This is a genomic window from Nocardia sp. NPDC004573 (assembly GCF_053602135.1).
The window spans coordinates 66,942-84,198 of sequence record NZ_JBSGDA010000022.1; the positions used below are offsets into that span (position 1 = coordinate 66,942).

The 17,257-nt window shown below is 64.9% G+C and carries 1 protein-coding gene (running past one end of the window); it reads right to left on the minus strand.

Going from position 1 to position 17,257, the window contains the following annotated elements; all coding sequences use genetic code 11:
• Positions 1-17,257 carry the 3' portion of an alpha/beta fold hydrolase gene (locus ACWEKR_RS27640; RefSeq protein ID WP_452356946.1) on the minus strand. The gene runs 11,147 nt beyond the window's last position, so 17,257 of the gene's 28,404 nt are visible here — the last part of the coding sequence; its start codon lies beyond the right edge, outside the window; its stop codon occupies positions 1-3.

Consider the following 17,257-nt stretch of genomic DNA (forward strand, 5'->3'; position numbering starts at 1 on the left):
TCACGGTCGCCACGACCGGAGAATCTCGAGTTCCGCCCGTGGCGGCAGTAGGTCGGTGTGACCGGATAGCTGACGCACCTGGATCACGGCCTCGCTGAATTCGGTGTCGATGAATTCGATCAGTTGCGGGGTGAGTTGTCCGGCGGCAGCCAGCGGCGCCAGTTTGACCGTGTCGTTCATGACCCGTTTGAACTTCTCGAGCCGAGCGAATTTCACCATGTCCGGGCCGCCGAGTTCACGGGGCACCTCGATCCCGGGAATGAGATGGCCCAGCCGGGCCCAGTCGTAGGCGCTCGGACCGTTGACGGCGAGCTCCCAGTCGAGCAGGGTCACGCGTAGCTCGTTACTGATGAGGAAGTTTCCCTCGTTCGGGTCGGCATGCAGGATGTGGTGGCGGGACTCCCGCATCGATCGAGCCTCATCGATCAACGGTTCGAAAGGATTGCCGCGGAGCAGTCCGAACTCGTCGAACAGGTGACCGAAGCGCTCGAGGTGCCGCCGATAGAAATTCGCGGTGTACCAATCGATATGGTTCAGGTACCACCCTCCGGTGTCGCCCTTCGCGACGCCTGGTGGTGTCAGTTGATCCAGCAGCGGATGGTCCTCCGGCATCGCACGCAGCTGCTCGTGGATGCTTGCGAAGGCGCGCAGTATCAGGCCCTGGTGGGACCGGATCGTTCTCCGGTCGGCTCGCCGGAATGTCTCGGCGAGATTCTGTCCCCGCGCGAGCCTTTCGATCAGGATCGGCGCCGATTCGTCGATGACGCGCCCGTCCGGCATGCGACCGGTGATGACTTTCAGTAGTTGCGGTGCGTTCCGAACGTATCGGGAGATGACCGGGAGGGTTCTGTGCTCGGGTCCGAAACGTGGGTCGAAGCTGCCGGTATCGGGTCGACCGATGCGCAGAACCAAGCCGAGGTCGTCGAGGAGGACGGTCGTGTTGTAGGTTCCCCGCAGGGCGTCATGGAGCAGTGGTTGTGCTGCTCGGTACACCGTCAGGCCCTCGTCGTCAGTCATGGCGTACCCCCGGCTGCCGTCGAGGGGACGGTATTCGTGCGCGGAGAGCAGCTGAGAGAGATCGCGGACGGTGGTGGGCGTCTCGATCAGGGGAGCGGCTGATCGACCGGCGGCTTCGGGTGTGGATTCGATATCGCCGCCGCGTCCGACCATGATCAGCCCGATGGTGTTCGGATCGCCGTTCCGGTCGCGGTGGGGATTGAGCGTGTACACATGCTCGGTGCCGATATCGAGCTGACTGGCGGTGGGGAGCCGGTCGGCGGCCGAACCGGGAGCGAGAACGATCTGGTCCACAGCTCGATCGAGCCACAGGGTATTAGCGGCCGCGCGCAGCACACCGATACCGTCGCCGTGCCCGATCGCGGTGGATAGTCGTACCATTCGCGACCAACTCTCGTCGCTACTGTCGAGGGCCAATTCGCGGGTTGCGTCGTAGGTCATGAGTTCTCTCGCCACGATCTCCCCGGCTGCGTCTCGGGCTTCGATGACGTTGTCCATCGGCATGGTGTGCGGCCCTGCGGTGTGCGTAGGTGCACCGCTCCCACCCGGTAGGCCGACAGTGAACATGATCGCTACGCGGGCGTCGGGGGGCGCATGCCGCTGCGCTTCCTCGTATTGCAGGCAGGCGCGAACCGACCAGTTCGACAGATCGGCGCCGAGCGTGTCGGTTCCGGTGACGTTGAACGCCATGAAGGATGCGCTGTCGGCTTCGCCGATCGAGATGACAGCTCTGCCGGTGCCGCCTTCGGCGATGGGATCGTAGGAGATCAGCAGCACCGGCGCCGGACCGGAGCCGGGGCTGCGGAGCCCGAAGGCGCGGTGTCTGACCTCTGCCAGTTGCTCGCGCAGCGCGGCGAGCTCATGCCGGATTTCGGGGGCGAGCCCGGGGGATTCGAGATCGCGGGCGAGCGATAGCCGATTCGCCAGATCCCGCGCCCGGTACTCGATGCCCGCGGCAGCCCCGATGATGTGCGGATACTGTCTCAGCACCGCCAACTGCATCTGCGAGACCGAGAAGTCCGTGGCTCCCGCCAGCAGGGAACCGATCGTGGTGTGTCCGGCGGTCCATCTTCCGAGTTTTATCCACCATCGCATGTTCCGCGAGACCCGGTCGAAGGTGTCCTCGAAGAGATCCCGGGAATCGCTGTGGCGTAGCAATGACGAGATGCCCGCCTCCGGTCCCCAAAGGTTGTGTAGCAAGTCCGCTGCGGTCGCGGCGAGGGCACGCTCGTCGTCGGTGAGATCCCAGTCCCACGGCAGGACGGGGTCCAGCCGATGCTCCCGAGTCGCGTATTCGATCCCCGGACGCTGGCTACCCAGTCCCCACAGCGCCCGCACCGCCCAATGGAATGTCCGGTGTAGATGCGGCTCCGATCCGATGCCGAAAAAGTCCGATAGCGTGTCGTGAATGCGCCGCGCCCGGACCTCGGGCGATCGGCGGGAGTACGCGGCGACGATGTCCTCGTAGAGCCTGTGTATGTCGTCGGCGGCTTCCTGGAGCGAGTAGATGGCAAAGTTGTTCGTGAAGCGAGTGGTGGCCTCGCTCAGCAGGGCGTCGATCTGACGCAGGTAGTCCAGTCCCAAGGCGGAGTTGCTGGTGGGGAGCAGGTAGAACACCGCATCGAGCAGATGCGGCAGGGCAGTCGCGGCCGTCGCGGCGAACAGCCGGTCGGAGCCGGTTCGCGCCCGATCGAGCGCAAGGGCGTGGATGGGCAGGGACTCGAAGATCGCGGCGTATCTCGGCGAGAAGGCCTCGCCGGATCGCAACCGTAGCAGCGTGTCCATGACATCGGCCCACCGCGCGACCATCTGAGCCAGCGTCGCGGTGCGCACCTCGTCCAGCACGACGGAGCGCACAAGCCGCACATGTTCCGCATCGAGGGCGTCATCCGGCGGGAATGCCTCCTCTTCGAGCCAGATGCGATGCCGCGCGGCTTCTTCGATATGGCGTGCTACCTCCTGGACGTGCGCCGGGACCGTGTGGTGCATGGCACCCACCGACCAGCGGTGCCCTGCGGCCGTGCGGCGCACGGCGAACGCGGCGTCGAGCACGGCGGTCATGCCGGCGTGCAGGTCGGCGACGGTGCTTCGGTTCGCCCGCAGCCAGGATCCGAGAGCTGACAGATCCCGGTAGGTGGTCGGCGAGTCGGTAGGAACCCTGTCGCCGAAGCGGCTGGCCGCTTCCGCCACGATCGCGCCCAGTAAGCGTGCCGGATTAATCACATGGTCGGTCACCGAGGGTGGTTTGCCACGATGAATGGCCGACAGCTGTCCGGCGACCTGGTGGGTGAAACCGGTCAACAGGTGGTGGAGGGAGTCATCGGAGAGGCGTGCGGCCCAATTCCATAGGTTGTCGAATGTGGCCTCGACCCGAAAGGTCGACAGCGCGGCGTTGGCGATGCGCTCGGCTTCGCTCCGTCCACCGCCGAACGCGCCGCCCTCGGGGTCAGCCGGATACGCGGCATGCGTCAGCACGCCGTGGGGCAGACCGTGGGGTACGCCGCCGAACGGATCCGCCACGGTCGGTGGCGGACCGAAACCGACCCCATCCAGACCACGAGCGCGTCGGGGCGGAAGATCAAGCACCACAGCCGGATCGGGCAGCGCATCGGCGCCAGGGCGAATCGCTTGCGCCCGCCAGGCAGTCGGCGGGGCGTACTGCACCTCTCGCGCATCGAGCGGGCGCGCGGGAAGGCTGCCGGACCCAGCAGTGCTCGCACTCAGGCTCTGCGGATGTTGCGCGGCAGCATCGCCCCGACTGTTGTCTTTATCGACCGGCGCCGGGGTATGAGCGGCGCCCGCGACGGCGCCGCCGTCTCGGCGGTTCGGGTCGGCGGCGTGCGCCACCACACCGTGCGGCACACCCCGCGGCACGCCGCGGAGTGGATCGGCGACCACGGCCGGCGGATCGAAGCCCAGCCCATCCATACCGCGAGCTCGATGCGGCGGAAGGTCCAGCACCGGACTGGCGTCCGCGTAGTCCGGTACCGAGTCCCATCGGCCGCGCGTCCAGTGCATCCACCGCGGGAGTGGCAGTGGGTCGGATTCGGCGCGCTGAATCTCCCGGATGTGCCGGTCGTCGCGCCGGGCCCGGTAGAACGCATCCCGCTCGGCGCGGAAGTGGCTCGCGATGACGGGCAGCGCGTCCATGCCCATCATGTGGGAGACGCCGCGGAAGACGTACAGCTTCGATGTCGGGATGATTCTGGCGTTGTCGCGGCTGTGGTCGACAGGCGAGAATTGGTCGGCAGCGCCGTGCACCAGGTCGACCGGGACGCGGTACTGGTCGAACCGGATTCCCCAGTTCCCGGTCAGCTGAACGGCGTCGTCGGCCCACGCTCGCGGATAGTTGCGCAGAGCGCGTTGATAGCCCCTGGCCAGCTCTTTGCGGTGTGTGCCCACCCACATGTGGTCGACCCCGGTGAAGGCATCCTGGTTGTAGCGCAGCAACCACTCCCCGTCCCGGGCGATGTTCTCCGCCATCTCGGTGAGTGTGGCAGCCATGGCTTCGATGTCGGGACTGGCATAGATCCGCTGGTTCGCCTCGGCCATGCCTGCCATCCACTCACCCATGTCGTCGAGTCGCGGGGCGGTACCCACGAGGGAGACGACCCGGTCGACATGGTCGGGATCCAGCGCGCCGACCGCGATCGCCACCGATCCACCGCCGGATCGCCCGAGTACGGAGTAGCGGTCGAACGCGAAAAGCTCGGTCGCGATGTGAATGATGTCGCGGGCGCAATCGGCTACGGTGCGTCCCGGCAGCGGATCCGAGTCGCCATAACCGGGTCTTTCCACAACAACGACCGCGAATCCGCGGTTGTAGAGCGCCCAGTGATCCGGCAGCGGGCCGTCGACTCCGACCGGTGTGCCGGGCGAAAGCAGGACCGGGTAGCCGTAAGGGTTGCCCAGGAGGCGGAAGTGTACGGTTCTGCCGTCCGGCATGCGTGCGGCATAGAGTTTCGAAACGAGGCCCAGGTCGGCGGTTTCCTCGGGCTCGGGGACCGCGTGGACGGCGCCGTCCGGCAGTGCCGCCTGGTGCCCGAACCGACTGCCCCGGTCGCGACGCATCTCGATCGAGTCATCCTGCCGATCCGAAGATCCGGATGCCGCTGAGGCGTTCACCGGAGCCGCGCCCGCGTTGTCGGCGAGGTCGAGTGATTGTCTCGGGGCGATCATCACGGAGGGGAAAGCGCGATCCCGCGGATCGGCCTGTCCCTCATCGAGGGGAATGGGTCGCCCGCCTGCGGCGGCTTGCTCCGTCCATTCGAAAATGGTGACCAGAACCTCTATTTCCTCTACTTCCGCACCGCGGCCTGCATCAGCGGCGAGTTCGGCCACGCGGTCGATCGCCCGCCGTATCTCGGCCAGCTGATCGCCCGTTTCGTCCGGCGTCAGGTCCGCGCGGGCGAAGGGGAAGCCGAGCAGCATGTCCATGGCATGACGGTAAGTCTGCTGGTAGGCGCGTTCCGGCTCGAATACCGAGTCCAGCGCCAGCCGGTGATCCGTGCCGACGACCACCGGCACGTCGGCGCTCACCGTTCCGGAACTCCTCAGACGCGCCATCTCACCCTCGATCTGGTCGTAGGCACGATTCAGCCGGTCCGCGCTGACCGGTTTGCCCTCGCGAGAGCGTTGCGCGGTCATCCGGGTCAATTCCGTATGTCGGGCCACGAGGTCGCTGATCCGCTGGGCTACGTCCGGACTCGGTTCCTCCGTTTGCAGCTGCTCGTCCGCGGAGGATGCGCGGTCGGATTGTGGCTGCTGCGGTTCCGGAGTGTCGCGCGGTTGTCGCTCGTGGTGCGAGGTCGGGGCATGGTCTTCCGGCGTGATGGTCGGACTCGGCTCGTCGGGTTCGGCGACCACGGAGAGTGGTTCCCCGCGGTCGGTTTCGGTGGACGTCGCTGGGCCGGAGCGCGCCGTAGCTGCTTCGCGGCCACCCGAGCTGCTTGCTCCCGGGAGTGCGGCAGCGGAGTCACGGCAGACCGCGCAGTTGTCCGCATCCGTTGCGACCTCGGCTCCTACCTCTCGGCCGAGGCCCTTTCGTGTCCGCATGCCGAGCCGCTCCAGGGTGGATCGGGATGAATCCAGCAGGTGATGGGACAGCTCGTGGAGCAATACCCGGCCGGCTGCCACACCCTGGCGACGCAAATACGGACGGACGACCTCGTTCAGATACTGCACCTCGAGCGGCTTGGAGGCGATTTTGTCGAAGATGGCGACCGTCAGGTAACGCGTGAGCAGGAACTCGGGGGACTGCGGTTCCAGTTCTCGGCAGCCGGGATAGTGCACGGTCCATAGCGCGTCGTGACTGAACATCAGCCACAGTGCGTACTCTTCCGGAGTCAGAACGGGGTCACGTCCCGTGACCATCAGCGCGAAGTCTTGGTAGTAGCGCCCCGCCACCATGAGGTTGTGACCCTCGGCGCGTAGCAGGCGCCCCCCGACGTAGGACAATTCTCCCTGGCGAATCTGCTTGGTCTGAGGGATCTCGTCCCCCGACACTGCCCGCCAGAACCTCTCGAACGCCGTCATATCGACCAGATCGGCACGATTCGACTCGCGAACCTCCGCGTCAGCCCGCAAGGTCCGCTTCTTCTCGGCATCGGTTTCCCCACGGCCCGGAATGACACGTCGTTGCCGGAGTGTCGCGGGCCCAGGAGTCGCATGGGGCGCCCCCAGGAGCCTTTCGGTTCCGAGCGTCAGCCGTACGGCTGCGTCGACCCCGGCATAGAGCGGGGTCCGTAGTATCGCCCGCCTCCTCATCCAAGCTTTTCGCTCACTGCTTTCGATCCACTCCCGGCCGGATAGCTCTCCTTCCCTCGGCATCGGGAATTCCCAGAAGTACCAGAAGATCTCCTTCCACGGACGCAACCGCTCCATGAGTTCTTCCAGCGATGGATCGGCGGGCAACACGTGCACGTCGGGCACGATCAAGTTGCGGGTGGGGTCGGCGGGCACTATCAGGTCGGCGGGAGTAATACGAATGCCGTTGCTTGTAGTCGCGTATGCACCTGACTGTCCGGTGCTGCCGACGGTGCCGGATTCTGTCTCGTGAACTGCCGAATCGGTGTGTTCGCGACCGGGCCTCTCGAACGCATGCCCATCCAGCCCCACGCTCGGATCTACCGCGTGCAGCATGCCGAAGTCGAACCGCTGCCCGCGCGGCGGCGGGACGGCGCTCTCGTTATCCCATTTCTTTCGGTCGGGCACATCGAGAGCGGCCGCCCGTGCGGCGGTAGGCCACTGCACCGCCACGCGGTCTATTACGGTCCGGACCAGTTCCTCGTCAGCCTCGGTCCGTGGGTCAGGCACGACGACGACGGTGATGTCGTCGACTTCTCCTTCGGCGTCTGCCCGGTCGACCACCTCGGACGCGATCGCGCCCGGATTACCAGCGTGACGGCCGACGGCGTCGCCGAGCGTCTGGAGACCCGGCATCGTCTTCACCGCGCCGTCAGTGACTGTCACCGCGACACCGCCGCGCGGCACGGTTATTGTGCCGTCCTCGGCGACCACGGGCGCGTCGATGTCCTCCGACACCAGAACGGTCGTGATGTATTCCCCCGGCACGGTGTGTTCGTTGGGCCCCGCCGGGATTCGGCCCTCCCGTCCGAGCGCGTATTCGATGGCGTGCCGGTAACCCTCCAGCCACGGGTTCCGCTCGAGCGCCACGCGCTCGGTTATTCCCCTCTCCTTCGCGAACATCCGGATGGACGAGTGGTCCTCGGTCAACCACATCGCATGCCGACCGTCCGTGGACGCCCAGCCCACTCGACTGTCCCCGACCCACCCAATGGTGAACCGATCCGATTCCACGATCACGGCCGCGACCGTGCACTGGGGCTTGTCCGGGTGGTCGGCGTACTCCGGCCGTCGGCCCAAAGCCTGCATCTTCGACTGGACATGGTGCAGCGCTTCCTGCAACAGCGCCTCCCGGGTGAGCCTGTGCCGGAACCGCGCCCGTGACCAATGCTCTTCCAGATACGCCCCGAGCTCGGTCCCCGCCTCCTGCGCCGCGCGGTGGCCATCCGGCGCTCCGCTCACCCCGTCGAACACCGCGGCAACCACGACCGGCTTCCCGCGGCGGGTGAACTCGGTGACCACCATCGCGTCCTCGTTGCGGTCGTGGGAAGCGCCCCTCTTGCTGACCCCCGCAGCGGACCGGGTTTGCCCGGCCAATCGCTCGGCACGCTCGGGTTCGTCGAGTTCCTCGACCGGTCGGCCATTCTGGTCGCGCAGCCCGTGTTTCGGTCCGAAGGCAGAGTCGCCGCCATTGGTCGATCGCGTCTCCGGGGCCACGTTCTGGGACGCCGATTCCGGGCGGCGAGCCGGGTACTGCGCCAGCGCGATGGTGATGTTGCCGAATTCTGTGTTGGCCCGGGCGTGGTCGACCGATGCCCGCGCCGCGCCCGCCCGATCACCAGCACGCTGCCGGACGATCGCGCCGATCGCGTCCGGCAGTGTGCCGGCCAGCCCTTCCGTACCGGCAACCACCGTGCCGTGCTCGGGGATCCGGTAGCTACGAACAGTGACAGCGCCGTCGCCGTGCCGTCGCCCGGCCCTGCGGACGGCCGGTTCGGCGACCGCCGAACGCACCGGGGTCAGTGGGCGTGAAGAGGAGTCGGGTTCGGCGGGAACGAACAGCACCTGGCTGTCGCCGATCGCGCCGGTGGTGATCCGGTCTTCTTCGACTAGAGCGAGGGCAAGCGAGCATTCCAGCCCGGATTCCGCAACGACCGCCGACCGCTGCGCCGCGTCGATCGCGCCGGCCACCGCCTTCGCCGGATCGAAGCGACGCCGCCGAATTGCGCGCTCCAGGTGAGTCATCGCCTCATCTCGCGCCGCCGCGGCGCTGTGGGCCGAGCCGCCCGCCACGTTGAGCACCAGCACAACCTCGACCGGTTTTCCGTTGCGTCGCTGCAACACCGTGGCCGTCATAGCGGCCTCGCTCTCGGCCGGTGCACCGCCGTTGTCCGGTGGTAGCGCGCCGGCGTCGGCTGGGCGTAGGGCGCGTCCGCGTGCGGGGTCGGGGTCGGTGTGGGGGTTGGCAACTTGCAGTTGGTGTTGTCGTGATTCCAGGGTGCTGGTGCCAGTGAGGCGGGTCAGTTGCAGCGCGTGTGTGGTCTCCGGTGTGAAGGGTGGGTTGTCGGGGTCGTAGACGGTTTCGGGTTGTCGCGCGTGGCGGTCGTGGATCCAGATGTGTTCGCCGTCGTTGTGCCACAGCGTGAGGTGTCCGATCGGTTCGCCGACTGGGCGGGCGTTGACGAGCATTCCGGCGCCGGCTCCCAGCGCGGTGAGCAGTTGGGCTATTTCGGTGAATCCGCCGTCGAACCGTTGGTGGTGGGCTCCGGCCAGCCAGGCTACTGCTGTTGGGGGCACGGGTCCTGTCACGTCGACTGGTTGTTGGACGTCGAATCCCATGTCGCGGGCGTCGGCGAAGGCACCTACCGCGCAGACGGGGTGCACAGCGCCCTCCGAGGAGTGAGGAACCTCGGCGGCGTGTGGGTTGGCCGGTGGTTGTGGCGAGCGTCCCTTGACGACGTTCTTCTCATCGGGTCGGCCGAATGCCGTGCGCAGCCTGTCGCGGGCTTCGTCGAGCAACTGTCCAGCGTAGTCGGTTGTGATCCCCAGTGAAGTGGCCACGTCATCGAGCGACTGGTCCTCCATCAGATGGAGCACTATCTGCTTCGTGAGGTTGGGCTGGGTGAGATCCGACAACGCACTGTCCAGTGTGTCCTCGAATTCCACGTCATAGGATGCAGAAGAGGGCCCGTCCTCGTTCGTGAAAACCGAATGCGCCCTGACATCGTGTCGGCTTGTTCCGGATTCATCACCAATCGGTTCGTCCAACGACCGCACCCGCCGCGCGAGCAAGGTCCTCGCCTCGGTAACCTGGGCTGCGGTCAGGTTCGTGGCCTGCTCGATCTCGTAATTGTCGGGTTCCCGGCCGGTCTCATCGACATGCCGGTTTATATACGCGGACACCGCGCGGAGCATCTCGGCAGTTTTTTTGTCATGATCGGGATCTCGGGACTCGGCGTAGGCTCTGCGCATGGAGAAAAGCGCATTCGCCAATGACAGAGCGCGCAAGTTCGTACCGGGAGTGGCGTTGCGGATAGCAGAGAGAATCATCTCGTTGCCGCGTTGCACGAGATCTTCGTGCTCCCCTGCATTCCGCCATCGTCGGGCGGCGATTTCAGCGATCCAAGCATATTTTTCGAATAGCTGATCGCGAGCTGCCGCTTCCTCCTGTGATCCGACCGGGGCTTCGATGTGCTTCCATATCAGGTCGTCGTCGGTGGTGTGGCCGACAATATCGCGACGCTGATAATAACGCAGCACGGCTGCTCTCATGCTGTCTCGAGGTATACCCAGATTGTCGCGGATTCTACGCAAGTAGGTAAGGCGCGGTCTGTGTCCATCTGCACGCAGGTAATATGCGAGCTCAGCTACTCCAGCTTGTGCATCGAATTCGGCTGTAGTCATTCGACGGTAAAGCCGCTCTGCTTTGAGCCAATCGTTCACAGAATCGTAGGCCGCCGGATCCGGGTCTGTTTCGCCTGCCGGATCCATCCGGTATTCGTATCCCCACGCTTCGGCAAGCTCGTTCCAAGGTCCTGCGCGGTGCAAAACGTGATCGTAGACCTTCAGTATCTGAAGCTCTCGACTCCTTCCTATTTGGTTCTCATAGTCGCTCAGCGCGTAGGCTCGGATGGCAAATATCGACGCAGTCTCCGTCTGGGACAAGTGATTGACCGCGCGGAAGTGGAGGCTGTACTCTCCGAATGATCCGGCGACGGAGGGGTTCGGGTATCTAAGAGTCGTCCTCGCCAGATGGACATAGCATTCGGCAATTTCGTCTTCGATGACTCCGTAAGGCGGAGGTATTGTGGCGAGCAGATTTTTTGCGACATTCCCGGACGGGCGGTCTCGGCCCTTCTCGATATCATCGTAGTAAGAAGATGAAATTCCAGCCGATTGTGCGACTTCTGCCGTGGTGTACGTCTCGAATTCAAGGAAATCGCGGGCGGGCTGAAAGAAATCCTTGATACGTTCACTATGGTATCTACGGCAGAACGCCAAGTATTCTCCGATATGCGCATAGCCTTCCGGGTAAGCCGGTTCACCATCTGCTGTCAGCAAAGCGGGATACATTCGTGCCACTTGCATGTAGGTCTCGCGCGCGCCGGGTACTCGGCGCAGGAGGGCTCGGACATGAGTGATCTTGAGCTGTCGGCTTCCCTCTTCTGCTGCTTTCCAGGTCCACGCGGCGTCGATCAGTTCGTCCATCTGGTGGTGCGGCACGCCGAGATACTCGCGCACTTTGCGCATCCATATCGTCGGGTCATTGCCGTCGGGGCGGGGGAACTGTGCGCCCGGTGCTGATGCGAATTCTGTCGAGTCGAGTTTCGCGTTGGCCAGCCACCTGTCCACCTGGGATGGCAGCAGGTGGTGCATCTTCATGTATTCGGCAAAGCTCTGCCGTGGTTGTCCGGACTTGTCCGCCAGTCGCCGCCGGAACCATCGGATGAATCGCTGCTCCTCGGCGGATGTGGGAGGGCTGGCCTTCGGCGAGTCGAGTCGTGATTCAGCGACCTGGCCCGAATCATGTTCGTGGGGCACAACTCGACCGGCGTCATCGTGCGATGGATGCGGTCGTTGTGAGGTATTGCGTACCGGTTCTTCTCGGGTGGGAGCGGGATCGGCCTCCGCATTAGAGGCTGCAAGGTCGGCATCCAAGTTGATGCTGTTGTTCCGGGCGGCCTCTACCAGGTCGGACTCCGAACCTACGCCGAGCTTTCCGCGGATTCTCCGCACATAGGTCAGTACAGTGCCCTTGGCTATTCCGAGCTCCGTTGCGATCTCGCCGTATCCCGCGCCCATCGCAATCCGCCTGAGCACATCGACTTCACGCTCGGACAATTCGGGCGGGCTCGGCTCTTCCGGGTCGGCGATGTCCATGCCGCGGCGCCGGGCGGCTTCCATCAATGCTTCCCGAGTCGAGGCTCCGAGCTTCCTGTGTACCTTCTGTCGGTAGGCTCCGACGGCTCCGGGCGATAACTCTAGATGCTCGGCGATAGACGCATTCGTCATACCTCTGGCCAGTAATTCGAGGACCGCTGTTTCGCGCTCGGATAAAGTTGTTTCGACGCCGCTCGGATTACCCCACCGCGACCACTCGGAGCCATCGACGTCGAGGATTCCTTCCCGGAGCGCGACCGAAACAATTCCGGCTCGATCGCGAATCCCGAAAGCCCGGCCGACTCGGTCCATGATTCCCTTCACGTTCCCGGGGGAGATAGTTCGGCTCGTCGACTCCGTCATCGTCTTCGCGATCGCCGCGCCGGTGAATCCTTTCGCCGTCAGGATGAGGACGGTCCTGTCGTCGGTCGATAGTGTGATGGGATCTTTTTGTGCAAAGGGAAGATCGAGAATGTTCAGAGACCCTCTGCGTGTGGCCTCCGCTACAGCCGCTGCTTTATTTTCTGCCCTGAATTTCGTGACAATCCCATCGATCACCTCCATTGCGGTTCTCGGAGAACATCCGACCGTTTCCGCAATTTCTGTGGCCGTCAACCCCTGAGCCAACAGCTCGAAGAGTTGGGTCTCGTTCGGGGTCAGCTTGTCGTCTGTGTCCGGAACGCCACGCTCGGCGGCGACCGATCTGGCCAGTCGCCGTATCGCACCGGACAGCAAAGTTCGTGTCGCGACATCCCCGATGGGCTTCGTCGGCTCCGCAACCGCGTTCAGCACGTGTGCTGTCTCGGTTTCCGAGCGGCCAAGCTGATATCGAAGGACCACGGCTGCTTGCTGGACCGGCCGAAGTCTATGGAAATGAGCTGCGAAGTCCTCATTGGACGCTTGGAAAAGCGCTTCGACGACAGGGTCGGACTCCTCAACACCTTCGAGATCCGTGTATGCCGCGGTGACGGCCTGCTTCAATTGCCGCAGCACGCCGGCGATGCCGCCAGCGGGCATCCCCGGCTCGGCCTGGAGGGCTGGGGGGCCACCCGAGGACTGTTCACCGGACGGGGCGCGGGGATCTTGTGCCTGGTTGTTCGGAGGTGATGCGCCGGCGTCGGCTGGTCGCAGGGCGCGCCGAGGTGTCTTGTCCGGGTCTACGTCGTCGGTCGCCCGCTCCGCTCGATGCCGTCGTTTCGGGTCGTCCCACGGCACGCGGTCACCGGGGATCTCGTCGTTGTCGATATGTCCCAGGTGCTGGTTCAGCATGTGTTCGGCCGGGTTCAGGCCGGCGGCGCGGTGGCGTTCGGGGGCGAGGGGGTTGTGTCCGGGGTGATGGAACGCCATGTCGGCGTGCGGCTCGGCGACCGCGGTTTCGCCTGCCGGATGTATGGTCCCACGCTGCGCGGGTGTCTCGGTGGTCGTATCGGTTGAAAGAGCCACCTCGGATGCGGCCGCGCTGCTTTCCTGCGCCGACCGTGTCGTTTCACCGGCTGTGGGCTCGCTGTCCGCGTGTGGCTCGGTGCGCTTCCGCGCAGGCGGCGCGGCATCCGGCAGTGGTCGCCGAACAGCGATTCCGGTGAGGATTACGCCGCCGTCGACCAGGAATCGACCGTGGAATTCGGTCAGTGGCCGGCCGTCGAGAGTGGATCGGTCCTCGACGAGCAGCCGTGCGGTGAAGGTGCCTGCATCGAGATCGAACGTGATCAGTGCGTCTTCGAAGTCGAGCGCGCGGTGGGTCAGCGGGTACCACGCCTTGTAGACGCTTTCTTTGGCGGAGAACAGGACTCGGTCCCAGTGAACGCCGCGGTGCGCACCGATGCGGCTCAGCCAAGCTTGCTCCTCGGGCAGCGCGATACGATTTCGCAGCACATCGGAGATCGGCTCGTTGTGCGCGGCATCGATGCCGATCGATCGATGGTGCCGAGATACCGCGGCCACGTAGTACCCGGTTTTCTGGGTGAGGGTGAAGCCCAGTGTGTGGCTGATACTTCCCACGATGCCGGGCTGCCACAGAGGCATTCCGCCGGGCACGTTCTCGCCCGCGCGCAGCACCGGTTCGACCGGCACGCCCAGGCGCGCCAATGCCCGGTGGGCGCACGTGCGTCCGTATACGATCTCGCGTTCGCGCACCCCCTCCGGATCCGACTGGATCGCCTCGATCAGCACCTGTTCCTGCGGCAGCAGTGCGGCGGTGGGGTCCTCGCCGATGATTTCGGCTGTGGCAACCTCGGCGGGAAGCCCGAGATCCTCGACGATCGTCCGTCCCACTGGTGCGCGCACTTGGCCGGGTTCGACGGCATTCGTTCCGGCTGTTCGCGTGTCGAGTTCGTGATATGTGGTGGTCGCCTCGATCAGGTCGTGGAGTTGGGCCGCGCGCCGACGGTCGGCGCGCTGCTCGTCGGTCAGCTCCGACCGCGGCACACCGGCCAGTGGTGCCAGCTTGGTCCGCAACTCGTTGAGTTCTTCCCGCAGCTCGACGATGCGCAGGGAGCCCGGTTGAAGCTCTGCTGGATTGATCGACAATTCCTCGGCAACGGAGTCGCGACGTCCCCGTATCTGCTGAACCAGATCCCGGTCGGGAGTGATCCTCGCCGCGTCTCGCCCGTGGACCGGGGTCGTTTCGTTCGTTCCGGGACCGAGCTTCTCGGCTGCTCCCAACTGCTCCGCGTCATCGACCGAGTTGTCGGTTGCTCGATGGTCCGGGATTTCGGTCGGTTGAGTGGCGGGTGCCGGGGTTGGGCTGGTGTTCCGTTGCTTATGGTGTGGCTGTTGCAGGTCGTGGGTGTCGGCGATCTCGGCGAATCCGAAGTTGCGCAGGAGATATCGTGCGAAATGAACGGTGGTCGCGACGAAATGCGCCGAGAATTCGGCGGCCCACCACAACTCGTTTCCCCGCAGATGACCGATCTCGACGAGGACATCACCCGGCATATGCTCCACGGGCACGGTTCGGTAGCTGAACGGGTTCGAGCCGGCGCATCGCGCGGCGACGGTGTCCGGGGCGGCGAGTCCAAAGATGTCGAGCAGGTCACCGTCGGGGGTCCGGACAGCTGTGTGGACGGGCTGCCAAACACCTCTGACCAGACTGTCGATCGCCACAATGTCCCAGCCGGTCATACAGTGCAGGGCGGCGGCCAGCCAGTGACAGTTGTGCGCGCCCAGCAACTCTTGGATCTGCCAGTCGAGTGTGTTCGCGGTGATTTCGAGCACCTCGTGGCCGTGATGGGTGGGACTCCCCATGGAGAACACCAGGGTGCCATCGAAGTCGAGAAGGAATGGGGTTCGCCGCCAGGGTTCATCGGGGTCGTCGAACGGGGAGGTTTCGGCTTCCTCCAGCGGCACTACGGCCGACAAGCCCTCGCCGGACTTGTCGAAGAAGATGGCCTGTAAACCTGGCGATCGCGGCGATGCTGCCGGTGGCACGTGATTGGCATACAGGATGCCCTCGGCCGGATTGCGCAGCTCGATCCGGACTGGGCCGTCCTCGGCGACGCGGCGCACCAGCAAGTAGGCGCGGCCGTCCGGCTCGATGACAATCGCCGATACACCATCGCCGCGATCGTCGTCTCGACCATCTGGCGACTGCCTCGAGGCGCGCAACTCGGCGTCGATTTCCCCGACATCCGTGAAACGGCGCAGCTGCCCGCCGGTTGCGTCCGCCAGAACGTCGGCTGTCGTGTGCTCAGGACGGAGACGGGTTGGTATCGCGACATCGTCCCGGCCGGTGAGGTCGCGGAAGTCCTGCAAAAGTAGTGATACGTCCGGGTCGCCCGATGCTCGCCGCTGTGCCCATCGCGCCAAGAACTCCGCCGGCGACGATCCATCACGTGTCACCGTCAGCCAATGCAGCACTCGTGCCGGATCGGTCAACGGCAAGGACGATACGACCGCACCGGTCCTGGCTCCTTCGGCCACACCCTCGACCGGATCGAACGTATCCAGGAGCGGGTGTGCAAACAACAGCAGTGCGTAATGAGGTAACAGGGCAAGCCAGTCGGTGAATTGGACCTCGGCCGGTAGCAGATCGAATCCACGGTAAAGCTCGTAGGCCGCCCACAGCATCGCCGGTGCGAGGTCATGGAGCGTCCAGTTACCCTCGTCCGCCACGACATGAATGAACTCGTGGTGCGTCAACTGGTAGATCATGTCCTCGGCCGACTCCGCCCAACGGTGGTCGGCAACTTGATCCGCCCACGACTGGGCGAATTCCGGATCGGTGAAGATTCTTCTGTTGAGCCTGATCGACGCGTAGTAGTCCCTGGTGTCAGGAGTGGTGGTGCCGAAACTTCGGGTCACGCCGAAGCCCTCGGTTTCTTCGTCGAACCTGAAATCGCGCAGTGCGAATCGGCCGCCGTATTCCGCGATCAGGTGTCGCAGCGCACGGTCGACGGATTCGACGGCTTGCACCGTGACGACCGGATCTTCCCACTCGGAGAAACGGATATGGTGGTCGTCGTACAGTTTCCGAACGATGCGGGCCTTCGCTTCGAGGTCGCTCCGAGGCGGCGGCGCGACGCTGTCGCCGCGCGGTTCCGACCGCGGCTCGTCGAACCGAGCCCAGACCTCACCCCACTGCTCGACACCCGACACGGTGGCCGAGTCGAGCAGTTCCCGCACCTCGGTTCCGACCTCGGCATGGCTGAACAGCGGCGCATGCCACGTGAGCAGCTCGATGTCGGGAGATCGCTCGGGACGGTATTGGTCCACGTCGAATGACACGTACAGCGACCGAGCATCGGCCTGCGTGGCCATCCGCAGTGTGAGCCGAGCCTTCATGTCCTGCACGGCCGTCTGTTCCTCATACCACTCGACGCCGGACCGTTGCAGCGAGCGGGTATACCGCTCCATGTACGTCATCGCGTTGCGCCCCGCAACGCGCACCAGCTCGGAGGCGGCTTCGATCTGACTCCGATCTCGCCAGCCACGCTCGTGCATCAGGTCGCCCACGGCCGTCGCGACCGCCTCCAAGTCCTCCTCGGTCCGCAGACCATCGGGTGCGTAGAGCGGGAAGAATTCCAGGGTGAGATCCGGGTTCAGATCTCCCCGATCCGTCGGCAGATCTCGTACCGCGGCAACGGCGGCCTCGTAGGGATCGAGATAATCGCGGCCGGAATAGCGGAACCCATCGTTCGAATCCGGAGACACGGCACCGTCACCCTGCTCGTGCCGTCGCCCTCCTCCGGAGACCCAACCACCCCCATCTATGTGGGTCTCGCTGAGCTTGTGCAGCCGTCTGCGCACTTGGCGCGGTTTTCCGAGATTCGAGAGGCCA